The sequence below is a fragment of the Alkalicoccus urumqiensis genome (genome assembly GCF_002993335.1).
In the GTDB taxonomy this organism is placed as follows: domain Bacteria; phylum Bacillota; class Bacilli; order Bacillales; family Salisediminibacteriaceae; genus Alkalicoccus; species Alkalicoccus urumqiensis.
The window spans coordinates 49,913-74,827 of record NZ_PVNS01000007.1; the positions used below are offsets into that span (position 1 = coordinate 49,913).

The window sequence follows — 24,915 nt, forward strand, 5'->3', positions numbered from 1 at the left end:
AAATGCTGAACGATTCTGAAATTACTGCCCTATTAGTCTATCATATCCGGGATTGCAGGGGATAGGTTTATTTCCTGATTCAGATGATTTCTTTTTTAATGCTTCCGGAAAGACGCCGGAACCGTTTATCGGCAGCTTCATTTTTTCTTCATCTGACCGGCTGCCGTTGCTTAAAAAGAGGCTGGCTCCCCCTGACAAAAAAAGCCCCCTGTAAAAGGGAGCTTTGTCAATCACAGCCTTCGTTTCAGGCACCTTCTTCATCGAGCGCTTCGGCGTAGGCTTCTTCGGGCTGCAGACCGGTCATCCGCTTCTCACCGATAATAAACGTCGGCACCGCCTGAATGCCTTCCTGATGCGCCCGCCGGATGGACGCCTGCCGGGCCTGGGAATACGTACGCTCGGCCAGTGCCTTGGAGAAGTCCTCACCGTCAAAGCCGGCTGCCTCGGCATGCTTCCTTAGCACTTCGGAATCGCCGATATCTTCGCCGCCTTCGTAAAACGCACGGAAAACACGGTCTGCGTAATCATTTGCTTTGCCATTGTCCCGTTCTTTTGCAAATAAAAGCCCTTCGTGTGCGAGATGGGTGTGCGGCTGTGGATCTGTCATGTTCAGCTTCATCGTCACATTCAGCCTTTCAGCAAGCGGCAGCACGTTGTTGTGCCACGCCTTTTGAATGTAATCACTGTGCGGACTGAGTGTTTCATGCGGATACGGCCGCAGCTCAAATGGCAGCCATTCCAGTTCAACATCGCGTCCTTCCATTGCCCTAAACAGCGGAGCCTCCGCCAGATAGCAGAATGGTCAGACAAAATCACTGTAGATCTGCACGTGTACAGCCATGTTCATCTCTCCTTTTTAAGCAGGGTTTGTTCTACCACCGAGTATATCAGACATGGGAAGAACGGCATACTCATCTGCTTTCCCCAGGAAAACGGCAGCCGCTTTATCCCGGAGCGTGAAATAAAAGCGCTTCCTGCCTGCTGCTGCAGCTGTATGCGTTCCGGCGCAGACCGAAGCGAGGAAGCCGAAGCTGCGGTGGAGTCTTACTTCTGAGCAGGTTTGTCTCATAACTGACGCTGCCGCTCTCACAACTGCCCCTTCCAGTCTAACAACGAGACGGCCAATTCTCACTTCCCTGCCATAGTCTAACTTCTCCCGGTCCTATTCCAACTTCTCCGCCTAAAAATCCCGCAGCGGACCGGCAGAATTCAACTTCTCCATGCCGCGGCAGGCGGCTGAAAGCACGAGCGGAGCCGGCCTTAGGTTTACAGCAGTCTTCTGTCATGCGGCGCGGCTGCGCGAATCTGTGCTTTTTTTCGTAAAGGGGGGAACAGCTATAGCAGACCGGCTTTTCTTCGGAAAGGGTACGGCTCCAGGTGCAGCCACCCCCGCTGTCTTCTGCTTATGCATCAATGGTTCCAGCACCCTGCTTACAGTCAGCTGTCAGCCTTTACAGCCTTAGAAGGTAATGGTGGAGACGGCAGGAATTGAACCCAAAAAAGACCCGTTCCCTCCCGCTGGTGACAGAGGTGGAAACGGGCCTGCTTTCAATGCTTCTTAAAACCGGTCCAGACCGGAGTCTGTCACAGCGCCCTTCGCCGAAGAGGCAACCAGGTGGGAATACTTCGCGAGCACGCCTGTTTTATAGCGTGGCTCGATCGGCTTCCACGCTGCACGGCGTGCTTCCAGATCCGCATCGCTTACATGCATCGTGATTTCCTGCGTTTCACTGTCGATCGTTACTTTGTCACCGGTCTTCAGCAGGCCGATCGGTCCGCCGGCTGCTGCCTCCGGTGCGATGTGTCCGATCACAAATCCGTGGGATCCTCCAGAGAAGCGGCCGTCTGTCATCAGCGCCACTTTTCCGTTCAGTCCGCGCCCGACGATCATGGCCGTAATGGAAAGCATCTCCGGCATACCTGGTCCGCCTTTCGGTCCGACGTTTCGGATGACGAGAACGTCGCCTTCGACAATTTCTCCAGCTTCAATCGCCGAGGTGGCTGTCGCCTCGCTGTCGTAAACTTTGGCTGTTCCTTCAAAGCGGCTGATTTTCTGGCCGGACATTTTCGCGACTCCGCCCTCCGGCGCCAGGTTTCCTTTCATCACAACAAGCGGTCCTGTTTCTTTCAGCGGCTGGTCGATCGGTACGATAACTTTCTGACCTTCTTTTAACGGCGCTGCTTCTTCCAGGTTTTCCGCTAATGTTTTTCCGGTTACAGTCAGGCAGTCTCCGTGGAGCAGCCCGGCTTTCAGCAGTTCCTTCATCACGGCAGGGACACCGCCGACTTCATAGAGATCCTGCATGACATATTTACCGCTCGGTTTCAGGTCGGCAATATGAGGCACGCGCTTACGGATCCGTTCGAAATCATCATAATCCAGCTCGACGCCTGCAGAGTGGGCCATTGCTGTTAAATGAAGGAACGCATTCGTCGATCCGCCGAGTGCCATGACCACTGTGATCGCATTTTCAAATGCTTCTTTTGTCATGATGTCGCGTGGATAGATATCTTGACGGAGAAGATCCACGATCAGCTCTCCGGCCTGACGGCACTCTTCTTCTTTATAGTCATTGACGGCCGGCGTGGAGGAGGATCCCGGAATACTCATGCCAAGTGCTTCAACAGCCGACGCCATCGTGTTGGCAGTGTACATACCGCCGCATGCGCCGGCTCCCGGGCAGGCGCTGCACTCCACGCGGTGAAGCTGACGGTCGTCAATCATGCCTTCCTGGTACTGTCCGACAGCTTCAAAGGAAGACACGATATCGATATCCTGTCCGTCCAGCTTTCCGGGTGCGATCGTACCACCATAAACGTAAACGGCAGGCAGGTTCATCCGCCCCATCGCCATCAGACAGGCAGGTGTCGTTTTGTCACAGCCGCCGATCGCTACATAGCCGTCCAGACGCTCAGCGCCGACGACCGTTTCAATCGAATCCGCGATTACTTCCCGGCTCGGCAGGGAAAAATTCATCCCTTCATGCCCCATTGCGATACCGTCAGCAACCGTAATCGTATTGAAGATCATCGGCTTGCCGCCGCCTGTATCCGCACCGGCTTTTGCCTGACGCGCCAGCTTATCGATATGTACGTTACACGGCGTCACTTCACTCCAGGTGCTAGCGATCCCGATCATCGGCTTTTTAAAATCTTCATCTTCAAAACCGACAGCGCGGAGCATCGAACGGTTCGGTACACGGTTGGCTCCTTCACTGATCACTTTACTGCGGATCCGCAGATCTTTTTCTTCACTCATGCATGTCATCCCTTTCCTGTCATCGTCCATTTTTTCGTTTCACGTACTATCTTACCGGCTTTTCAGAGGCGGCGCAATGAGTTTTCAGAATTGACAGCGTTTTCTGATGCACCTTCTAAAAAAACTTCCGTTTCTTGCCGATTTCCGGCCTGCGCGGTACACTGGTAGTATTATTTAGATAACCGAAGGAGTGATTGTTGTGGCAGATTCCGTCCAGCAGTATTTAAAGGAAAACGAATCCCGACTGCTCGAACAGCTGGATGCGTTCCTTGCAATCGAAAGCATCAGCACCGACTCATCGAAAAAAGAGGAAATGGAAAAAGCGGTGACATTTTTAACAGATTACTTAAACGACATCGGCTTCGACCGTGTGGAACGGCATGAAACCGGCGGCCATCCGCTCGTCTATGCAGAGTACATGCAGGCGGAAGGAGCACCGACCGCGCTTTTCTACGGACATTATGACGTGCAGCCTGCAGACCCATATGAACTCTGGGAGAGCGCGCCGTTTTCCCCGGAAGTCCGCAATGGCCGGATCTACGCCCGCGGTGCAAGTGATGACAAGGGGCAGGTGTTCATGCATCTGGCAGTATTTGAAGCGATGATGAAAACGAACGGCCGTCTGCCCGTGAATGTCAAAATTATTATCGAAGGCGAAGAAGAGATCGGCAGCGAACACTTAAACGGTTATCTCGAGCAGAACAAAGACATGCTGCAGGCCGATTTCTCGGTCATTTCCGACTCCGGCATGGTAGAATCCGGCACGCCGACGATTTTATACGGATTAAAAGGGTTCACCGGCCTCGAAGTAACTGTCCACGGTCCATCCCGCGACCTGCATTCCGGACTCTACGGCGGGGCGGTTAAAAATCCGGCCATGGCTCTCGCGCAGCTTCTCGCGACGATGAAAAACGAAGAGGAAGAAATTACGATCGATGGATTTCATGACAATATCGAAACATTGACTGAAGCAGAGCGGAAGCTGATGAATGAGGCACCGGGAGAAAATTATCCAGTATCCACCGGCGTACCGGAGACAGCACCGGAAAAAGGCTACACAGCAAAAGAGCATACAATGGCCCGCCCGACACTTGAAGTAAACGGCCTGTTCGGCGGCTACCAGGGAGACGGTACGAAAACCATCATCCCCTCCAAAGCGACAGCAAAACTGACGAGCCGTCTTGTACCGGGGCAGGACCCCGTCCACGTGCAGAACGCGCTCGTTCATCATATCGAAACCCACGCGCCTGCCGGGGTCACGGTCGATATCAAGCGCGAGCCGCTCTCCGCCCGGGCGTATAAAGTCGATCCGGACCACCCACTGCTTCAAAAAGCAGCAGCGAGCTATGCGGAAGCCTTTGGCAGAGAAGCCGTATTCGTCCGTATGGGAGGATCCATCCCTGTTGTGGAAACGATCGATCAGCTTTTCCAGGTACCGGTCGTCCTGCTCGGTTTCGGCACACCGGAAGACAACCTGCATTCGCCGAATGAGAGTTTTCCTGTAGAGCACTTCCGCCTCGGCATGGATGTTCTTGCTCATTTTTATACAGAAGCCGGAGAAAAATAACTTCCGGCAGAACGTCTCGAACCGTCTCTTCAAGAAGGCCGGCCCGCATGTCCGGGGCCGGCCTGTTTTTTTATGTTGTCGTGCCTTCTTCAGGAAGCAGAACGACTTTTCCCATTTTGCCCGACTGCTGAAAATAAGTCTGGGCTTCTCCAGCCTGATCCAGCGGGAACGTACGATCAATAACCGGCTTTACTTTTCCTTCGGAAACAGCCTTCAGGAGCTGTCCGAATTCTTCTCTCGTCCCGAGCACGGATCCGTAGAGGGTTATATGTTTTAAATACACCTGCCGGAAATCCAGTTCCGTCTTCTGCCCTCCGGAAGAGCCGGAAATGCAGTATTTCCCGCCTTTTTTCAGCGCTTGCAGGGAGATGGAAAACAGAGCATCGCCGACGACGTCCAGGACAGTATCCACCGGGCCTCCGGCGGCTGCGAGGATATCCTCGGCCAGATTTGGCGATTTGTAGGAGACCACTGCATCTGCCCCTAATTCTTTTATCCTGTCCTCCAGACCCATATCTCCGACGACAGCAATGACGTCCGCACCGAAGACACGGGAAGCGATCTGTACATTTAATGAGCCGACGCCGCCGTTCGCTCCCGTGACAAGCACTTTCTCCCCCGGACGGACAGCAGTCTGCGCTGCCATATGCCAGGCGGTTAAGCCACTGACGGTAAAGACGGCGCTCTCGATATAACTGTCGAGCGGCATATCGTAACAGAGATCAGCCGGCCAGACGACGTACTCTGCGTAACCGCCGTCATATTCAGAGCCGATAAACGCCATATCTTCTGCGATATGTTCCGTTCCGTCTTCTCCACTCGACGTAAACGGAAACAGAACCACGTTCTTTCCCACCAGGCTTTTGTCTGCACCGCTTCCGACGGCAGTGACTTCACCGGTAATATCAGAACCCGGAATGCGCGGAAACTGAACTCCTTCCGGGCGCCATCCGGACTCGGAGCCGGTCCCGTAGGCACCTTCTCTCATCCAGATTTCTGTGTTGTTGATGGCACATGCTTTTACACGAACCAGCACGTCTTTTTCTCCGGGTTCCGGCGCTGGCTTTGAGACAACATCGAGCTTGTCGATTCCACCGTATCCTGTTACCTGTACTGCTTTCATAAGCCTTCTCCTCCCTCTTTATGCTATTAAAAAAACCGCCTCCAATGGAGACGGTAACGGGGTGCCGATAAATTAAATACCAGCTTTTTATGCCACCAATGTGGAGCCGCTCTTGGCGGATATCCTTAAGTATGGTGGAGACGGCGGGAATTGAACCCGCGTCCAGGGATAACGAAACTTACGCGTCTACGCGTGTAGTCCGTTTATTTAAATTTCGCCGATACTTCAGCCAGCGGACAGGCTTCCATATGGCTAACCTGATTAATCTCTTTCAGGCTTCTCCAGGTGGAAAAAGCCTGACGTATCCCACTTCATTTGAGTCCCTGATCCTCCACATGGGCGATGGAGGGAGGAACCGCAAGCAGGGTTGTTACGCCGCTGCTAGTGCGAAGTCTTCTTCTTGTTTGCCAACTATAGGCAGGTGAGCGTTTTTACGAGGACACTCAGCTCGACGCGCAACGTAAGTCCGACCTATCCCTGTCGAATCCAGAACGTCCCCATGGGAAACGTAAAGGAGAAATAATCCTTTTCCGTACTCTATATCATATCAACTTTCGTATGATATGTCAATAACTGCTACCGTCCGAGCTCTGCATCTTTGACGGCCCGCTGAATTTCCCGCTTCGCATCTTTGCGCTTAAGGTCTTCGCGTTTATCGTACTTCTTCTTACCTTTTCCTAGACCGATGAGCACTTTCGCGACACCATTTTTGATGTACAGCTTGATCGGTACAATAGTGTACCCCTTCTGCTGCGTGCGGCCGATCAGCATATCGATCTGCTTCTTATGAAGAAGCAGTTTCCGTGTCCGTATCGGATCATGGTTGTAGCGGTTTCCCTGTTCATATGTGCTGATATGCATGTTGTGGATCCAGACTTCCCCGTTGGACACCCGGGCGAATGAGTCTTTCAGGTTGACCCGGCGGGCCCGGATCGATTTAATCTCCGTTCCCGTGAGCACGAGTCCGGCTTCAAAGGTCTCTTCTATGAGGTAATCGAAATTTGCTTTTTTGTTCTGCGCAATCAGTTTTCCTTCAGTCGCCATCCCACTGCATCCTTTCAGGCCAGACCCGGACGGGGGAGCTTATCTCTCCCGTCCCGGCCGTTTCTGTTACTTTTTATTCTTTTTCTTCTTGTTTTTCTTCGCTACTTTATCGTAGAACGGCTTTTTGCCCGTTCCCTTTTTCTGCTTCAGGTCGATGCCTTTTTTACCACTTTTTTTCTGCTGCTTCCCGCTGCCCTTTTTCGGACTGCCTTCTTCTTTTTTCGTTTCAATCACGCGGGAGCGTTCCTTCCGCTTCGGTCTTCTCGGCTTCATGCCGATCACTTCGAAGTCAATTACGCGTTCATCCACGTTGACATTGACGACCCGCACATCGATTTCATCGCCGATGCGGAACGTGTTGCCGGTCCGCTCCCCGGTCATAATCTGATGCTGCTTATCGAAGTGATAGAAGTCGTCTGTCAGATAGCTGACGTGGACAAGCCCTTCGATCGTATTCGGCAGCCGGACAAACAATCCGAAATTCGTCACGCCGGAAAGAACCCCGGTAAATTCATGGCCGATTTTATCTTCCATGAACTGCACTTTTTTCAGTTCATCGGTCTCCCGTTCGGCATCTTCGGCACGGCGTTCCATTTCTGAGGCGTGCTGTGCTGTTTCCGGAAGCTTTTCCTGCCAGTGCTCGATCGTCTTCTGATCCGTTTTTCCATTAATCAGGTACGTACGGATCAGGCGGTGGACAATCAGGTCCGGGTACCGTCGGATCGGCGACGTAAAGTGCGTGTAGAATTCTGATGCGAGGCCGAAGTGACCGATATTTTCCGGATCGTATTTCGCCTGCTTCAGCGAGCGCAGAAGCATCGTATTAATAACGGCTTCTTCCGGCTCTCCGCGGACACTTTCCAGCAGTTCCTGCATCGAACGGGGATGCACGGTATTGGCGGTACCTTTGACGACGTAGCCGAAGCTTGTAATAAATTCGAGGAACTGGTTCAGTTTCTCTTCATCCGGGTCTTCATGAATCCGGTAAATAAACGGAACCTTCATCCAGTGGAAGTGCTCTGCGATCGTTTCGTTAGCAGCAAGCATAAATTCTTCAATCAGCTTTTCCGCTGTACTCCGCTCCCGGAGAACAACATCCACCGGACGGCTGTCCTCATCGACCAGAACCTGCGCTTCTTTAAAATCAAAGTCGATGGCACCGCGGTCAAACCGCTTTTTGCGGAGCACCGCAGCCAGTTCCTCCATGTCCTGGAAAAAGGGGACGAGGGATTCGTAGCGGCTCATCGTCTCTTCATCTTTATCTTCTAAAATCTTCCGCACATCCGAATACGTCATCCGTTCATTCGTGCGGATGACACTTTCGTAGATATCGTGATTAACGACTTCTCCGGACGTATTTATTTCCATATCACAGGAAAGCGTTAGACGATCCACCTGCGGGTTCAGCGAGCAGATGCCGTTTGACAGCCGGTGGGGAATCATCGGAATGACGCGGTCTACGAGATAGCTGCTCGTTCCGCGCTCATACGCTTCTTTATCAATCGGGGAGTTTTCCTGAACATAGTAGGACACGTCGGCGATGTGCACCCCGAGAAGGTAATTTCCATTGTCCAGGCGCTTTACCTGCACTGCATCATCAAGGTCCTTTGCATCGGCACCATCAATCGTGACAATCGTTTCCTCCCGCTTATCACGGCGGTTTTTAATTTCGGATGGATCGATGGTATCCGGTACGTTTTCTGCCTGCTGCGTGACAGCCTCCGGGAACTCCCCTGCAAGGCCGTGTTTGTGAATGATCGACATAATGTCGACACCGGGATCATTTTTATGCCCGATGATTTTCGTAACGTGCCCTTCCGCACTGGAACGCCCTTCGGCAAACTGTGTGATTTCCACAACGACTTTATGGCCGTCTACGGCGCCGAGGGACTGTCCTTCCGGAATGAGAATGTCTGCCGGCACACGCTTATCGTCCGGTGCCACATACGAATGGGAGCGGGCGTCATGAAATGTGCCGACAATCTGCGTCGTACCCCGCTCCAAAATACGGATAATGGTCCCTTCCTGACGTGCCCCGTCCGAATCGGACTGCAGACGCACGAGTACTTTGTCCTTGTTCATAGCTCCGTTCATTTCCGACGGAGAAATAAATACATCTTCTTCCTGCATATCCGTTTTGACGAAAGCAAATCCTTTCGGATGCATGATCACGTCGCCGCGGAGCAGGTTCATTTTTTCCGGAGGGCCGTAACGGTTCGTACGCGTACGCACGAGTTCCCCTTCCTCCTCCAGTTCATTCAGAAGCTTAACCGCTTCTTTAAACCGGTCCGCCTCATTCAAAGCGAGCGGTTCTTCCATTTCTTTTGTTGAGAGCGGCTTTCCTGCCGCTTTAATTTCATCCATAATTAGATCTTTTGTTAGTTCCTGCATGGATTGGTCTCCTTTCAATTTTAAGAAGAGACCCTTCATGAGCGAGACTTATTCTTTCCAGTCCAGCCCTTCCAGGAATGCATAAATGTCCTCATGCAGCTGGTCTCTTTCTTTATCAAGTGTAATTACGTGTCCTGATTCTTCGTACCATTTCAACTGCTTGTTTTCAGTCTCCACAGCATTGTAGATTTCTTCTGCGCTTGACGTATCAATCATCTGATCGAGCCGTCCCTGGGCGACGAATGTCGGCGTGTAGATCTGGTCGACGTTTTCCCGGACTTCTTTGTTCAAGCCGCGGAGGCGGCGGATTACTTCTGTCTGTGTGCCGTCAAACGCATCCATCTCTTTTTCAACTTCTTCTTCCGACTTCTGCTCGTGCTTTTTATATTTGCGCGCGTATTCTTCGACCCCTTTGTACATCCGCTCTTCGCTGTGAATTTCGAGCGGGGCGCACATCGTGAAAATGCCTTTGACGGGATACGTATACCCGAGCTTCAGGGAGAAAACACCTCCGAGTGACAGACCGCCTACGGCAATCTCTTCGTAGCCCTGCTCCCGCAGTTCGTTGTACGCCCCTTTCACATCGTTCCACCAGTCGTCCGGGCCGGTTTCCACCAGCTCTTCCGGCGGCACGCCATGCCCTTTCATATGAGGAGCATGGCACGTATATCCGCGTTTCTGGAGGTAGCGTCCGAGCATACGTACATCGGCGGAATTTCCGGTGAACCCGTGCAGCAGGAGTACGGCGCGGTTTCCTCCTTCAAAGGTGAATGGCTTTGGGATCTGAATCTTCATCATGACTGTCTCGACTCCTTTTTAACGTATCCTCCCCGCCGGTGAGAAAGCGGTCCAGTTCGGTCAGGAAGGTGTCTTTCTGGTCGCTGTACCAGATATAATGTTTGGCTTCTTCCATAAAAAACAGCTGTTTATCCTCTGACTTTATCTGCTCGTAAATATACCGGGCGCTGCGGGCCGGCACCAGACCGTCTTTCTCTCCCTGCACAATAAGGACAGGTACGGTGACATGGTGAAAGGCAGCACGCAGTTTTCGAACGAGCTTCGCAAATTCAAACGTCGCACTGATCGGCGTACGCATGACTTTATCACGGTAAAATTGGTATACGTCGTCTTCTTCCAGTTCGCCGCGGATTCCTTCCAAAACCCAGCCGCTAAGGTCTTCAGCGAGCTGTTTGGGATTAAGATAGTAGGCAGCGGATGAAATGAGCACCAGCTTATCCACCGGATAGTTCGCCGCAAGGTAGCCGGCGATAACACCGCCCATGGAAAAACCGATGACATACACCTTGTCGCACCGCTCAAGCAGTTCCTCCAGCGCGATCTGTGCCTTGTATACCCACTCCTGATAGGAGGCGGCCTTGAGACTTTCTTTCGTTCCATCGTGTCCCGGAAGCTCCGGCGTATATACGAGCCACAGCTTTTCCGCGAAGTATTCCCTGATATCCTCGACTTCCTGAGGCGTGCCGGTAAAACCATGCACAATCAGACATCCGATCATAACAACCACCTGCTTTTCCTGTTTCATTCGTACTACTATTCCCCGCAGGCGGCTGGATTATGCGGGTCCGACACAGTTTTTTTCCAACGAATTCCGGAATATCTCCGGCACGGTGCGAAAAAAAGATCCACCAGAGGCCGTGCGCTTCTGGTGGATCTTTTAGACTGCTTCAGGAAATAATCCTGTTATCGTTCTCTTACATAAAATAGCCGAGCAGCAGCGAGAAGACGAAGAAAAGAACACCAAGCACAACCGTCGCACGGCTCAATACCGCTTCCAGTCCACGTGCTTTTGTCTTTCCAACCATCTGCTCCGCACCTCCGGAAATCGCTCCGGAGAGGCCCGCGCTTCGTCCGGATTGAAGCAGAACCGCTGCAATCAGCAGAATTGATATGATCACGAGCAAAACAGATAAAAGTTGTTCCACCAGATACACCCCTTATTAAACGTACGTAATACCTTTTGAAATCATAACATGAGGGGCAGGCAGAAGCAAGCCCTTCCCCGGACCGGGACAGGACGTCTGCTCTCAGCCATCCAGGGATACCGCTCTTCCTTCGGCAGCGGATTCATACATGGCTTCGATCAGCTGCTGGACATAGGTGCCCTGCCACGGCTCGCTTACCGGGCGGGCTTTGCCTTCCAGGACGTCTAGAATGTGCTCGATCTGTCTCTCATAGTCCGAGCGGGGGTCGGCCTGATCCAGATAGGCAGGCGTAATATCCAGAAGCGCACCATACTTTTCTGTATACATTTCAAATGGATCGATCTCCACCCCGCCTTTGTCTCCGAACAAGTGAACACTCAGCCGCTCTTCTTCTTTCGTATTTGCTGCAAACGATGTTTCCAGCACAAGCGAGCGGCCGTGTTCAAACCGGATAAACCCTGCGGCGAAATCTTCGACCGACATCGATGAAGGATCCCAGCTGCCGAGGAGACCGACTCCGGGCTTCCGGCCGAGCCGGTAGTGAGTCGACGCACTTACTTCGAGCGGCCGGTACCAGCCTGACAAATAAAAAGCCAGGTCCAGCATGTGTACACCGATATCCATAAGCGGCCCCCCGCCCTGTTTGTCAACATCAGTAAAAGTTCCCCAGCCGGGAATCCCCCGGCGGCGCAGGGCATGGACACGGATGTGATAAATATCGCCGATTTCGCCATCGGCCGCAGCCGCTTTGACAATGTCTGCCTCCTGGCTGAACCGGTGGTGGAATCCATACATCAATTTCCGTCCTGTCCGTGAAGCTGCCTCTTCCATCCTGGCTGCTTCCGCTGTCGTGATTGCAGGTGGTTTTTCACAGAAAACATCCACCCCGTTCTCCATCGCACGCACCGCAGCCTCCGCATGGTACGCATTCGGCACGGCAATCATAACAAGATCCAGATCATGCGCTGCATACATTTCTTCTTCTGTTTTGTAGACATTTGGTATATCAAAACGGGCCGAAGCCTCCGCTGCGGACTGCCCGCTCCCCGACACGACTGCCAGCACGTTGGCGCGCTCCTCTTTCATCAGTGCAGGCAGATGCTCTTTCTGCATAATGTATCCTGCACCGACCAGTCCAATCTGGTAACTCATTCGTCATGGCCCCTTCCTGTTATTTACCGTCATCAAGCTTCATTTTTGCAAGCGGTTTTACCGCCGGCCCTTCCAGTACTTCGCCCTCCACATTAAAACGGGAGCCGTGGCACGGGCAGTCCCATGATTTTTCTGCTTCATTCCACGTGACGCCGCAGTAAAGGTGGGAACAGGCTCCGCTGAGACTATTTATGCCACCATCTTCCCTGCGGTAGACAGCCGCAAGCCCTGCTCCGCTCCGGACGACCGCACCGCTGCCGGGCTCCGGCAGTTCTTCCGTAAGCGGTGTGTCCGGCAGGTGGGAGCGGAACATCCAGCCGCCATCGCCGCTCAGCTTTTTCGCAAGACGACCCGCTGCGGCCGGCCCGCTGGAGCGCGCCGGATCAAAAACCGGCTTCATCCGGTTCTCCCGGCCCTCGATTAAATCAGCGAGTAAAAACGCCGCAGCAATTCCGCCGGTCATCCCCCATTTTTTGAATCCGCATGCTGTATACGTATGTTTATGCCAGCGCGTCAGCCGGCCGATGTAAGGAACGTCATCCAGGCTTGTAAAATCCTGAGCGGACCACCGCCAGTGGATACGGGACGCCCCAAGCTCCCGGTAGGCATAGCGGGCGAGCGCCTCGTAGCACGTTTCTGTTGAAGCCACTGTCCCCGGTTTATGGCTCTGGCCGCCGACGAGAATCATTTCACGGCCGTCCACCCATGCGGTCCGGAGAGACACTTTCTCCCCATCAATACCGAGAAGCATCTGCTGCACCTGGGAAGGGTCCGCCTCCACGGCAATGGAGTAGGAACGCTCCGGCTCCAGCCGGGAAAAATACATGCCGGCGGTGTCCTGAAATGGAATGTGGGAGGCAGTAATACAGTTGTCTGCCGTAACGACAGCTCCTGATTCCGTGTCGATCCGCACCGCTTCTCCTTCTTTCGTTTTCACGACACGCGTCTGCTCATACAGTCTGCCGCCGTTCTTCTCAATTTCAGCCGCCAGCCAGTTCATCAGCCTGACCGGGTGAAACTGGGCCTGATCCGGCAGGCGGAGCTTCGCTTTCACACGTTCGGACGGCGAATCCACCTCTTCATAAATACCTGGAATACCCAGCGCATGATAGGCGCGGGCTTCCTTTTCGAGCTCCCGCTTTCCTTCATATGTTTCTGCATAAATACAGGCTTCTTTGCGCTCAAAATCGCACGACGCGCCCGCTTCAGCAAGGCGCTCCACGGCTGCAATAGCTTCCTCCTGCGCCTCAAAATAAAGACGCGCTTTTTTTCTGCCGTGCATCTTCAGCATTTTGGCATAATGAAGACCGTGCTGGGAGGAGAGCTTCGCCGTTGTTTTCCCGGAGGTTCCTTCAAACAACGTCCGTGCCTCAAGCACGACGACATCTCTTCCCCTGCGGCTCAGCTCATACGCAGACATCATGCCGGCAAGCCCGCCGCCGATCACCGCAGTATCCGCGTAGATATCTTCTTTCAGTGGTGGAAACCCTGTTTTCTCCCTTGCCTGGAGCCAGTATGATTCGGTCGATTGAGGCAGTCCGGATGTATCCATTCGTATCCCTCCTGAGATATGTTTTCCATAACCTGACTTTTTTACTTCTGTTACCGCTTTTGTCCGGAATGAAACACGTTCTATCAGATCAGGCCGGGCAGACTCCTCCTGACCTTGAAGAATAAACGCAGTTTTTCGAATAGACCGGCCGTTTTCTACCTGTAAGGATCGCCATGACAGCAGCTGAAACCACCACGACGGCATATAAGACCGCAACGGGAGCGAAAAACACCGCCATGAAAGAAAAGTGGGGTTTGTTGAATAGATTACGGCTTTCTGCCTGCACCTGCAGCTGTAGGTGTTCCGGAGGGAACGGGCTCAACTAATTCCTTCCTCCTTCCGTCTGAAGGAATGGATTTTCGCCTCGTTCGGATCCTCCCGGAGTCGACGGCCTCCGGTTTCGGCAGGGAGAAAGAAAACACTTGTTAGAAGCGGTCCCTTCTTCGCAGAAAATACTGTCATTCAATCGAATTGGAAGAGACCATCATTTCCTTATAAACATTGTTTCTGCTATGAATCCTTCGTATTTCACCTCTATTTACTGCGCTTCGAAGCGTTTGGCAGAGACGCCGGTGGGATTCCTTCTCTACTTGAAGAAGCATGGCTCCGCGCGGCCGCGGCGCATGCCAGAAGTTCGCTGCCCTGCGCCTTAAACCAAAGGCCGGCTCCACTCATGCTCTGCAGCCGTGCAACTAGCGCCCGTATGGAAGACAAACCCACGACTAGCTTCTGCCGAAAAGCGGAGAAGCTCTATCAACAGAAACAAACGGTATATGTAACTGAACATTGAAATGCTGCAGCCCTTGGCATGACTAAGCAAAAGAGCCATTGGTTTTTATACATTCTTACTCAGTAAAAAACCGCCCTCCTATACGGAGAGCGGCTGTGGAAAACTTACTTATTCAGGTTGTAGAATGCTGTTTTTCCTGCATACTGACCGACGAACTGAAGCTCGTCTTCGATGCGGAGAAGCTGGTTGTACTTCGCCACACGGTCGGTACGGGATGGAGCACCTGTTTTAATCTGACCCGCGTTCGTCGCAACGGCGATGTCCGCGATCGTCGCATCTTCCGTCTCACCGGAACGGTGGGAGATGACGTTCGTGTAGCCGGCACGCTTGGCCATTTCGATCGCTTCAAACGTCTCAGAGAGCGTACCGATCTGGTTCACTTTGATCAGAATGGAGTTGCCGATGCCTTCCTGGATACCGCGGGAAAGCTTTTCTGTGTTCGTAACGAACAGGTCATCACCGACGAGCTGCACGCGGTCACCGAGACGGTCCGTCAGCTTTTTGAAGCCTTCCCAGTCGTTTTCATCCAGGCCGTCTTCGATGGATACGATTGGATACTTATCGCAGAGCTCGGCGTAGAAATCAACCATTTCGTCCGCTGTTTTCACAACACCTTCGCCCTTCAGGTTATACTTGCCGTCTTCGTAAATTTCAGAAGCAGCAACGTCCATCGCCAGCTGAATTTCGTCACCCGGCTTGTATCCTGCTTTTTCGATCGCTTCGATGATCGTTGCAAGCGCCTCTTCGTTGGAACCGAGGTTCGGCGCAAATCCGCCTTCATCACCGACAGCTGTGTTGTAGCCTTTGGAGCTCAGCACTTTTTTCAGGTTGTGGAAAATTTCCGCACCCATCTGCAGTGCTTCCGAGAACGTGCCTGCTCCGACCGGCATGATCATGAATTCCTGGATATCCACGTTGTTATCCGCATGCTCGCCGCCGTTCAGGATGTTCATCATTGGCGTCGGCAGTGTTTTCGCGTTGAACCCGCCGAGGTATACATACAGCGGTACACCGAGTGCGTCCGCCGCTGCGTGCGCCGTCGCCATCGATACACCGAGAATCGCGTTGGCACCGAGCTTCGCCTTGTTCGGCGTGCCGTCAAGGTCGATCATCAGCTGGTCGATCCCGAGCTGGTCGAGGGCATCAAAGCCGACGAGTTCCGGCGCGATCACGTCGTTTACGTTTTCTACTGCATTGTTAACGCCTTTCCCCATCCAGCTTTCGCCGCCGTCACGGAGTTCTACGGCTTCGTATTCTCCTGTAGACGCACCGCTTGGTACGATTGCGCGGCCGAATGCACCGCTTTCTGTGTGAACTTCTACTTCTACTGTCGGGTTCCCGCGGGAATCCAGCACCTGGCGTGCATAAACATCTGTAATAATTGTCATATGGCATCCACTCTCCTAAGTTAATTATTGATCGGGAAAACAGGCAGCTGCATCCACCGGTTTTCCATATCCTGCAGTTACTTTTTAATCAGTGATTTTCCTGTCATGTCTTCCGGCTGATCCACACCAAGAAGCGTCAGCAGCGTCGGGGCAAGATCTCCGAGCACGCCGTCTTCACGAAGGTCCGCGCTTTTGTCTGTCACAATGACAGGCACCGGATTCGTCGTGTGGGCGGTCATCGGTGAGCCGTCCTCCAGCATGAGAACGTCTGCGTTGCCGTGGTCCGCTGTAATAATCGACTTCCCGCCTTTTTCTTCGATAAGATCGACGATTTTTCCAAGGCATTCATCGACAGCTTCGATCGCATCGATCGTCGGCTGGACTTTTCCGGAGTGGCCGACCATATCCGGATTGGCGAAGTTCAGGATGATCATGTCGTGCTTGTCTGCTTCAATTTCCTTCAGCAGGGCATCCGTCACTTCATACGCGCTCATCTCCGGTTTCAGGTCATACGTTGCCACTTTCGGCGAATCGATCAGGATCCGCTCTTCACCGGGATACTCCGCTTCCTGTCCGCCGCTGAAGAAGAACGTCACGTGCGGATATTTTTCTGTTTCCGCAATCCGGAGCTGCTTCAGTCCGGCATTGGAAACGACTTCTCCGAGAACGTTTTTCATGCTCGCCGGCTTGAAGGCTACTTTGCCGTTAACCGAGTCGCTGAATTTCGTCATGCACACGTAGTGAACATTTTTCGGATGGCGCTCTCCGCGCTCAAAGTCGTGAAAATCATCCTTCGTAAACACTTCTGAAATCTGGATGGCACGGTCCGGCCGGAAATTAAAGAAGATGACGGCATCATCGTCGGAAATAGTGCCGCGCGGGGTTGTCCCGTCGTCTTCTGTCAGCACGACCGGCTCGACGAATTCGTCATGCACTTCTTTGCTGTAAGCCGCATCGATCGCTTCTTTCGTGGAAGAGAACGTGTCGCCTTCGCCGTACACCATCGAGCGGTAGCTTTTCTCGACGCGGTCCCAGCGCTTATCCCGGTCCATAGCATAATATCGGCCCTGAATCGTTGCGAGACGGCCGGTGCCGAGCTCTTTCATTTTCTCCTCCAGCTGGTCGAGGTACGTCTGGGCCGTGGTTGGTCCAACGTCCCGTCCGTCAAGGAAGGCATGAACGAGTACGTTTGGCACTTCTTCTTTTTTCGCCATTTCCAGAAGCGCAAATAGATGATTAATATGGCTGTGGATCCCGCCGTCGGAAACAAGGCCGTACAAATGAAGTGCCTTGCCCTGCTTCTTCGCGTGGTCCATCGCACCTTTAAACTCTTCGTTTTCAAAGAACGAGCCGTCTTCAATCGACAGGTTGACACGTGTCAGACTCTGATAAACGACCCGGCCGGCACCGATATTCAGGTGACCGACTTCTGAATTGCCCATCTGCCCTTCCGGCAGTCCGACTGCCAGGCCGCACGCATCGAGTGTTGCGTGCGGATAGCTGTTCCAATAGCGGTCAAAATTCGGTTTGGATGCCTGGGCAACGGCGTTTCCTTCTGTTTCCTCCCGGAGCGCAAATCCATCCAGAATAATGAGCGCAGTCGGCTTGTTACTCATCGCCGGCCTCCGCCAGTTTCAGGAAGGAATCTGCTTCGAGGCTCGCTCCGCCGACAAGCGCTCCGTCAATGTCGGACTGGCCGAGTAGTTCCTGAATGTTGGCAGGCTTTACGCTGCCTCCGTACTGAATGCGGACTTGATCTGCTGTTTCCGCAGAGAACGTATTCGCAAGTGCTGCGCGGATGACGCTGCACGTGTCATTCGCCTGCTCGGACGTCGCAGTTTTTCCTGTACCGATAGCCCATACAGGTTCATACGCCACAACAATGCCTTTTACCTGATCTTCTGTCAGGCCTTCCAGTGCACCGTTTACCTGCTTCGTTACAACGTCGTTTGTCTTGTCGCTTTCGCGCTCATCGAGTGTTTCGCCGACACAGACGATCGGAGTCAGACCGTGGTTCAGTGCTGCTTTCACTTTTTTGTTGACGGACTCATCGGTTTCGCCGAACATATCGCGGCGCTCGGAGTGACCGAGAACGACGAATGTGACGCCGAGATCCTTCAGTGCTGCCGGGCTGGTTTCACCGGTGAACGCACCGTTGTCCTCAAAGTGCATATTCTGGGCTGCGATATGAACGTCTGTGCCTTCTGCCTCCTGAACGAGTGCATCGAGAAACAGATCCGGGGAGCAGACGACGCTGTCCACTTTATCTGCTGCAGGAACGCTGTTTTTCACATCCTGCAGAAAGGAAACTGCTTCTGCTTTCGTTTTATTCATTTTCCAGTTACCTGCAATAATCGGTTTACGCATGAAAAAATCGTCCTTTCCAGTAGGAATTATTTGTCGTTCAGTGCCGTTACGCCGGGAAGTTCTTTTCCTTCAATGAATTCCAGAGAAGCTCCGCCGCCGGTGGAAATGTGGTCCATTTTATCCGCGAGACCGAATTTTTCAACGGCCGCCGCAGAGTCTCCGCCGCCGATGACAGAATATCCTTCTGTCTCTGCGAGCGCCTCACCGACACCGCGCGTTCCTTTTGCAAAGGATTCCAGTTCGAAAACACCCATTGGCCCGTTCCAGATAATAAGCTTGGAGTCTTTAACGATCTCCTGATAATGGGCGATTGTTTTTGGTCCGATATCGAGCGCTTCCCAGTCTGCTGGAATTTCATCGATATTGACGATTTTCTTGTTGGCGTCGTCGCCGAAATCATCTGCCACGGTGACATCCTGCGGCATATAGAAGTTGACGCCTTTATCTTTGGCTTTCTGCATGAACTGCTTCGCCAGATCGATCTTGTCTTCTTCCAAAAGAGACTTTCCAATTTCATGACCCTGCGCTTTGACGAATGTGTACGCCAGTCCGCCGCCGATAATCAGGTTATCAACTTTATCGAGCAGGTTGTCGATGACACCGATTTTGTCTTTTACCTTCGCTCCGCCGACAATGGCTGTAAACGGACGCTCCGGTTCTGCCAGCGCTTTGCCGAGGACGTCGAGTTCTTTTTCCATAAGAAGCCCGGCTACAGCAGGAAGATGGTGGGCGATGCCTTCTGTTGAAGCATGCGCACGGTGTGCAGCACCGAATGCATCGTTGACATACACATCTGCAAGCTCTGCGAACTGCTTGGCAAGTCCGCCGTCGTTTTTCTCTTCGCCGGCTTCAAAACGGACGTTTTCCAACAGGACAACTTCCCCGTCCTGGAGGCTGTTTACAGCTTCTTTCGGCTCATCGCCGTACACTGCGTCAGTTTTCTTCACTTCTTTACTCAGAAGTTCACTCAGACGCTTGGCTACCGGGTCGAGGCGGAGTTCTTCCACCACTTCCCCTTTTGGACGGCCGAGGTGGCTTGCGAGAATGACCTTTGCTCCTTTGTCGATGAGCATGCGGATTGTCGGCAGCGCTGCCCGGATACGTGTGTCGTCGGTTACTTCGCCGTCTTTCATCGGTACGTTGAAGTCAACACGGCAGAACACGCGCTTTCCCTGGACATCGATGTCACGGATGGATTGCTTGTTCATGAAAAAACCTCCTTGGAATCAGGGTACCTGTATAGTATATCGTGTTTTCCCGCCCGCGGGCAGAGCCGCAGCGGATTTCCCGTATTTTTCTGCATCATTCACAAGAAAAAAAGGAGGCAGGACACGGGCCCGCCTCCTAAAGGGTGGTTCAGGATGGTTTGTGCATGGATCTGTGTTTTGTCTTACAGTCCTTTTCCTGCGATATACTCTGCAAGCTTCACAACCTGGTTGGAGTAGCCTGTCTCATTGTCGTACCAGGAGATGACTTTTACCATGTTGTCTTCCATCACCATTGTGGAGAGGGAGTCGATTGTGGAAGCATTGGTGTTGCCGTTGTAGTCTGTGGATACAAGCGGCTCTTCACTGTAGGCGAGAACGCCTTTCAGTTCACCTTCTGCAGCTTCTTTCAGTGCAGCATTTACTTCATCCACGCTTACGTTCTTGTCAAGCTCTGCAACGAGGTCCACAAGGGAAACGTTAGGCGTAGGAACACGCATCGCACCGCCGTTGAGCTTGCCTTTCAGCTCAGGAAGTACAAGCGCTACTGCCTTAGCAGCACCAGTGGATGTCGGGATGATGCTCTCTGCACCGGCACGCGCACGGCGGTAGTCTTTATGAGGAGCATCCTGGATGCGCTGGTCGCTCGTGTAGGAGTGAACAGTTGTCATCATACCGCGCTTCAGGCCGAACTTGTCGTGCAGTACTTTCGCAAACGGCGCCAGGCAGTTCGTTGTGCAGGACGCGTTGGAAACCACGTGGTGGCTTGCTGGATCGTACTGATCTTCGTTAACACCGACAACGAACGTTGCGTCTTCATCTGTAGCCGGAGCAGAGATGATAACTTTCTTCGCGCCCGCTTCCAGGTGCTTCGCAGCGCCGTCACGCTTTGTGAAGATACCAGTGGATTCTACGACGATTTCTACACCGAGCTCGTCCCACTTCAGCTGGGAAGGGTCCTTTTCGGCTTTAACAATGATTTCTTTACCATCGACAACGAGGTTATCTCCCTTTACAGAGACGTCTACGCCGAGCTTTCCGTGTACGGAGTCATACTGAAGCAGGTGTGCCAGCATGTTTGCATCTGTCAGGTCGTTTACTGCAACAACCTCTACGTTTGGATTATTCAGCGCCTGACGGAAAACGACGCGGCCGATACGGCCAAACCCGTTAATACCAATCTTTGTTGCCATGATAAATTCCTCCTTAGAATGTTAGCAAAATATATTTCAAAGGGAGCCCCCTTGAACTCAAACTCAGCCTGTATCCATCTGGTATTGACGATTTACAGGCAGTTTAAACCTCATTCCTCCGGAGCATGCGCTTTGCTGCTCCCTCATCGGTGACAAGCACCTGTGCCGGCGCTTTTTTCATGTACGCTTCCACCGCTTCCGCTTTGGAAGCCCCGCCTGCGACAGCGAGAATGGCATCTGTATGTTCCAGATCCTCCAGCTGCAGGCCGATCGTCAGCACTTTGTGGACGATTTCGCCTTCTGCATTGAAGTAGTAGCCGAATGCTTCTGCAATCGCTTTTTTCCGGCGGAGTTTCTCCAGTACTTCGGGGGAAGTGCTGCGGCGCTCTGCCATCGTCTGTGCATCCCCGATTCCGTGGATGACCATCGTCGCCGAATGGATCAGCTTTAAAATAGACTGCACAGAAGGCTCATTGATCAGCGAATCGTACGCTTCTCTGCTGAGCTGGTCCGGTACGTGCAAAAGCCGGTAGCTTCCCATTGCTTTTCTTGCCATCGTCGCGCAGATGGTGTTCGCCTGGTTTTCCACCTGCTCGCCGAGACCGCCGCGCGCCGGAACAAACAGCGCTTCTTTCAGATCCGAATCCGGCACGAGCATTTCCGCTACAGCCGCAATCGATGTGCCGCCGGTGACGGCAATGATGTTTCCGGATGGCTGCAGCCGCTGCTTCACAACACCGACAGCCGTTCGTCCAAGCTCTTTTTTCACCCATCCATGCACGTCGCTGTCTCCCGGAACGATATGCACTTCCTCTATTCCGAGATGCACCTGAAGCTCTTCTTCCATGGACTGGGTATCGAACACTTCTTTCATGACGGTTTCAAGCTGATTTAACAGGGTGTGCCCTTCCTCCGTCAGCGCCATGCCGGTGGACTGGAAGGTGACAAGACCCTGCGTCTTTAAAAACGTCACTTCTCCGCGCAGCGTGCGCTCGGACATATCCAGATTCGTAGCCAGCGTGCGTCTGCCGATTGGTTCCATCAAGCGGATAAACCGGAGAATGCGGTAGCGCAGACCGAGCGTATCCACCAGATCCGGCAGCAGTTTTTTCTGCAGATCCAGAAGCATATTCATGCTCATTCTCCTTTATTCGTTACGTGGGACGTACTGCGTCCCCAGTAGACAAAAACCGTCCCACTGTCTCCAAAAAAAGAGACAGTTCATTCACTGCTTATTGTAGCAATTTCTTTCTGCCGGCGCAACTATCTTTCTTTCAGCTGCGCCAGCAGCTCTCCATAAAAAACCATCCCTTCCTGAAGAACATTCCCCTCTGTATCGGTGACGACCGGAACGCTGAGGTGATAGCGTTCCAGCCACTCCTCCCGGTCTTCAATGGAGCGCACCGTCATCGAAGCACCCGTTTCTTCCACTGCCATTTCTGCCCTCGACTGCCCTTCGTCGCAGAGCGTACAGTCCGGCTTCGTGTAAAAATAAATGTGCATCTCTGTTACCTCCTTTGTTTCTTCCGCGCCGATGACGACGGAATTCCTGCTTCTGTCCGGTATTTTGCCACCGTCCGCCTGGAAACCGCTATACCCTCCGCATGAAGCCGGGACGCCATCTTGTCGTCGGAGAGCGGCTTCCCCCGGTTCTCTGCTTCAATTTCTTCGATGATCCGCTTTTTCACTGAATGAACGGTATGCCCGCTTTTCAACCCGCTGTGAAAAAAGGACTTCAATTCCAGAATACCTTTCGGCGTCTGCGCGTATTTTTTTACGGTCGCGCGCGAAACCGTCGATTCATGAATGTGAAGCGCTTCAGCCACCATTTTCAATGTGAGCGGAACCGCTTGATCCGCTCCTTCTGAAAGCATCCGCTCCTGCCTGCGGACAAGCTCTTTCGTTACCTGAAGAAGCGTTTCCTGACGCCTCTGGACACAGCTTTTTATCCACTCAAACTGTTCCCGCTTCCGCTTTAGATACGCCTTCGCGTCTCCATCGGCCTCCTGCTCGATCAGCTGATATTCACGGCTTACGTACATCTCCGGCAGTGCCGTGTCATTTAAAAACACGTCCCACCCATTCTCAGATGGTTCTATATACACTTCAGGCAGAATATATTCCGCCCGCGAACTGCCGTATGCTGCCCCGGGCTTTGGCTGAAGCTGTTGAATTATACCGGCTGCCCGTGCACTTGCGGAGACAGACAACCCGCTCCTTTCTGCCAGTTCCTCCGGCGTAGCGGCTTCCGCGAGCGCCTCCAGGTAATCCGACGCGATCAGGCGGGCGCCCGCCTCTTCCGGAAAATGACGCTCCAGCTGCAGCTGAAGACATTCTCTCAGTGAGCGTGCGCCGACACCTGCGGGCTCCAGCTGCTGCACACCGGCGACGGCGCTCTCCCACTTTTCCTCCTCCCAATCCGGAGGCGTACCGGGAGTCAGGTAGCCATTATCGTCCACCATTTCCACGACCAAAAGGCACTGGCGGAGTAATGATGCTTCCAGAGACATCATCCGGAGCTGTGAGGCAAGCTCTTCCTGCAGCGTGGCTTCCGGAGCTGCCTGAAAATCCAGAAACTCCGCTTCGCGGCTGCCGCTTCCGGTACGGGGAGATGATTTTTCTTTCAATTCCATCATTGGGTTTTCCAGCTCCTGCTGCTGGAGATACTCTTTTAATTCCGGCGCCGTCAGCTGAAGCAGTGTGATCGCCTGACGCATTTCCTGCGTCATCGCTAATTTCAATGCCTGCTGCTGAACGAGCTGCATCCCAAGTTCCATTCCGGCCGCTCCTTTCCGTACATCATTCTTCTCTCATTAATTTTACCATATCGTTCCGTGGGTTTGAGTTTACCTGGAAACGGTTATGAGGGATAATACATGTGTGTGCTTCTGACTGCTCAGGCAGGTTTATGATTTGACCTTCCCTGACCTTTAGAGGTATGATGTACATACGATGCGGTAAACCGCATGATTCCAGGAAATAAAAGGAGGAAACATTCATGAATCTGGTACCTACAGTTATTGAACAGACGAACCGCGGGGAACGCGCCTACGATATTTATTCCCGCCTTCTGAAAGACCGCATTATTATGCTCGGTTCCGGCATTGACGATAATGTCGCAAACTCGATCGTTTCCCAGCTGCTCTTCCTGACAGCGGACGATCCCGACAAAGATATTTCGCTTTACATCAACAGCCCGGGCGGCTCGATCACAGCCGGCATGGCGATCTATGATACGATGCAGTTCATCAAGCCGAATGTGCAGACGATCTGCATCGGTATGGCTGCCTCCATGGGAGCATTCCTCCTCGCAGCCGGAGAAAAGGGCAAGCGCTATGCGCTGCCGAATAGTGAAGTCATGATCCACCAGCCGCTCGGCGGCACTCAGGGTCAGGCATCCGATATCGAAATCCACGCGAAGCGTATCGTGGAAATGCGTGAGAAGCTCAACCAGATTCTCGCAGAGCGCACCGGCCAGGACATCGAAACCGTCCGCCGTGACACCGACCGCGACCACTTCATGAGCGCGGCTGCTGCGAAAGATTACGGTCTGATTGATGAAATCATGGAAAAGAACCAGTCCGTATAACGTTATACGATTCACTACGAACGGGCGCTCCAGCTTTTTGGAGCGCCCGTTCTTTTTCTATTAAATCTGAACGCTGCAAAATTTGAGACTGCTGCTTCCGCAGCCCTCTGCCCGCTCCGGAGCATGTGGAGGGCCGGCCGCGGGGTGACGGCCGGCGGTGGTTCAGCGGTTTTGAGGGTCGTGGCACGAAACCGTTCAGCTCCGGCACGAACCAGCTGCCTTTTGGCACGCGGCGCAAGGTGTTTGGCACGAAATTTTACTTTTGGCACGGCCGGCTCCGTTTTTGGCACGATACCTCCGCTCCGCGGCACGAAATTCATCGTTCGTGGCACGAAATTCATCGTTCGTGGCA

22 protein-coding genes and 1 other RNA gene are annotated in these 24,915 nt (G+C 53.0%); 2 read left to right on the plus strand and 21 right to left on the minus strand.

The features are described from left to right. Positions 1-21: 21 nt before the first annotated feature. From C6I21_RS16510 to ilvD, 4 genes are all read right to left on the minus strand, one after another. On the minus strand, positions 22-261 hold the full coding sequence (locus C6I21_RS16510; protein WP_181186186.1) for a hypothetical protein: 240 nt from the start codon (positions 259-261) through the stop codon (positions 22-24). Beyond that, positions 245-790, minus strand: a complete 546-nt coding sequence (locus C6I21_RS08475) for a DsbA family oxidoreductase (protein WP_280953446.1) — start codon at positions 788-790, stop codon at positions 245-247. The genes C6I21_RS16510 and C6I21_RS08475 overlap by 17 nt, the downstream gene beginning before the upstream one ends. Before the next feature lie 66 nt (positions 791-856). Continuing rightward, on the minus strand, positions 857-1,069 hold the full coding sequence (locus C6I21_RS08480) for a hypothetical protein (RefSeq protein ID WP_142393238.1): 213 nt from the start codon (positions 1,067-1,069) through the stop codon (positions 857-859). A 489-nt stretch (positions 1,070-1,558) separates the two neighbouring features. Next, positions 1,559-3,259 carry a dihydroxy-acid dehydratase gene (gene ilvD, locus C6I21_RS08485; protein WP_105959030.1) on the minus strand — a complete coding sequence of 567 codons (1,701 nt, stop codon included), beginning with the start codon at positions 3,257-3,259 and terminating at the stop codon, positions 1,559-1,561. Between the two features lie 199 nt (positions 3,260-3,458). Here ilvD and C6I21_RS08490 point away from each other — a divergent pair, with 199 nt between their 5' ends. After that, positions 3,459-4,826, plus strand: coding sequence for a dipeptidase (locus C6I21_RS08490; protein ID WP_105959031.1), 1,368 nt, complete (start codon positions 3,459-3,461; stop codon positions 4,824-4,826). A 70-nt stretch (positions 4,827-4,896) separates the two neighbouring features. Here C6I21_RS08490 and C6I21_RS08495 read toward each other — a convergent pair whose 3' ends face one another. The 17 genes from C6I21_RS08495 to rpoN form a co-directional block, all read right to left on the minus strand. Then, positions 4,897-5,949, minus strand: coding sequence for a zinc-binding dehydrogenase (locus tag C6I21_RS08495; protein WP_105959032.1), 1,053 nt, complete (start codon positions 5,947-5,949; stop codon positions 4,897-4,899). Positions 5,950-6,081: 132 nt separating this feature from the next. Further along, positions 6,082-6,448: a transfer-messenger RNA gene (gene ssrA / locus C6I21_RS08500) on the minus strand. Between the two features lie 77 nt (positions 6,449-6,525). Continuing rightward, a complete protein-coding gene (gene smpB, locus C6I21_RS08505; protein ID WP_105959033.1) occupies positions 6,526-6,993 on the minus strand; it encodes an SsrA-binding protein SmpB in 468 nt (155 codons plus the stop codon). Positions 6,994-7,059: 66 nt separating this feature from the next. Beyond that, positions 7,060-9,384, minus strand: coding sequence for a ribonuclease R (rnr, locus tag C6I21_RS08510; protein WP_105959034.1), 2,325 nt, complete (start codon positions 9,382-9,384; stop codon positions 7,060-7,062). Between the two features lie 48 nt (positions 9,385-9,432). After that, positions 9,433-10,179, minus strand: coding sequence for an alpha/beta hydrolase (locus tag C6I21_RS08515; protein WP_105959163.1), 747 nt, complete (start codon positions 10,177-10,179; stop codon positions 9,433-9,435). Next, positions 10,145-10,927, minus strand: a complete 783-nt coding sequence (locus C6I21_RS08520) for an alpha/beta hydrolase (protein WP_245411579.1) — start codon at positions 10,925-10,927, stop codon at positions 10,145-10,147. Before C6I21_RS08520 ends, C6I21_RS08515 begins: the two co-directional genes overlap by 35 nt. Before the next feature lie 169 nt (positions 10,928-11,096). Beyond that, positions 11,097-11,327 carry a preprotein translocase subunit SecG gene (secG, locus tag C6I21_RS08525; protein WP_105959035.1) on the minus strand — a complete coding sequence of 77 codons (231 nt, stop codon included), beginning with the start codon at positions 11,325-11,327 and terminating at the stop codon, positions 11,097-11,099. Between the two features lie 102 nt (positions 11,328-11,429). Further along, positions 11,430-12,479, minus strand: a complete 1,050-nt coding sequence (locus C6I21_RS08530) for a Gfo/Idh/MocA family protein (protein ID WP_105959036.1) — start codon at positions 12,477-12,479, stop codon at positions 11,430-11,432. A gap of 19 nt (positions 12,480-12,498) precedes the next feature. After that, positions 12,499-14,031, minus strand: coding sequence for an FAD-dependent oxidoreductase (locus C6I21_RS08535; protein WP_181186187.1), 1,533 nt, complete (start codon positions 14,029-14,031; stop codon positions 12,499-12,501). An 894-nt stretch (positions 14,032-14,925) separates the two neighbouring features. Further along, entirely contained in the window at positions 14,926-16,209 is a 1,284-nt protein-coding gene (gene eno, locus C6I21_RS08540) for a phosphopyruvate hydratase (protein WP_105959038.1), read from the minus strand. Positions 16,210-16,286: 77 nt separating this feature from the next. After that, entirely contained in the window at positions 16,287-17,825 is a 1,539-nt protein-coding gene (gene gpmI / locus C6I21_RS08545) for a 2,3-bisphosphoglycerate-independent phosphoglycerate mutase (RefSeq protein WP_105959039.1), read from the minus strand. Beyond that, positions 17,818-18,576 carry a triose-phosphate isomerase gene (gene tpiA / locus C6I21_RS08550; RefSeq protein ID WP_105959040.1) on the minus strand — a complete coding sequence of 253 codons (759 nt, stop codon included), beginning with the start codon at positions 18,574-18,576 and terminating at the stop codon, positions 17,818-17,820. Before tpiA ends, gpmI begins: the two co-directional genes overlap by 8 nt. 26 nt (positions 18,577-18,602) lie before the next feature. Further along, positions 18,603-19,784, minus strand: coding sequence for a phosphoglycerate kinase (locus C6I21_RS08555; RefSeq protein WP_105959041.1), 1,182 nt, complete (start codon positions 19,782-19,784; stop codon positions 18,603-18,605). Between the two features lie 182 nt (positions 19,785-19,966). Next, on the minus strand, positions 19,967-20,974 hold the full coding sequence (gene gap, locus C6I21_RS08560) for a type I glyceraldehyde-3-phosphate dehydrogenase (RefSeq protein ID WP_105959042.1): 1,008 nt from the start codon (positions 20,972-20,974) through the stop codon (positions 19,967-19,969). 103 nt (positions 20,975-21,077) lie between these two features. Continuing rightward, a complete protein-coding gene (locus C6I21_RS08565) occupies positions 21,078-22,109 on the minus strand; it encodes a sugar-binding transcriptional regulator (protein WP_105959043.1) in 1,032 nt (343 codons plus the stop codon). 128 nt (positions 22,110-22,237) lie between these two features. After that, positions 22,238-22,477 (minus strand): glutaredoxin family protein, encoded by a 240-nt coding sequence (locus C6I21_RS08570; protein ID WP_105959044.1) that lies wholly within the window; start codon positions 22,475-22,477, stop codon positions 22,238-22,240. A 5-nt stretch (positions 22,478-22,482) separates the two neighbouring features. After that, on the minus strand, positions 22,483-23,751 hold the full coding sequence (gene rpoN, locus C6I21_RS08575; protein WP_105959045.1) for an RNA polymerase factor sigma-54: 1,269 nt from the start codon (positions 23,749-23,751) through the stop codon (positions 22,483-22,485). A 221-nt stretch (positions 23,752-23,972) separates the two neighbouring features. On the opposite strand from rpoN, the gene clpP reads away from it, so the two are divergent. After that, a complete protein-coding gene (clpP, locus tag C6I21_RS08580; RefSeq protein ID WP_105959046.1) occupies positions 23,973-24,563 on the plus strand; it encodes an ATP-dependent Clp endopeptidase proteolytic subunit ClpP in 591 nt (196 codons plus the stop codon). Positions 24,564-24,915: the final 352 nt, after the last annotated feature.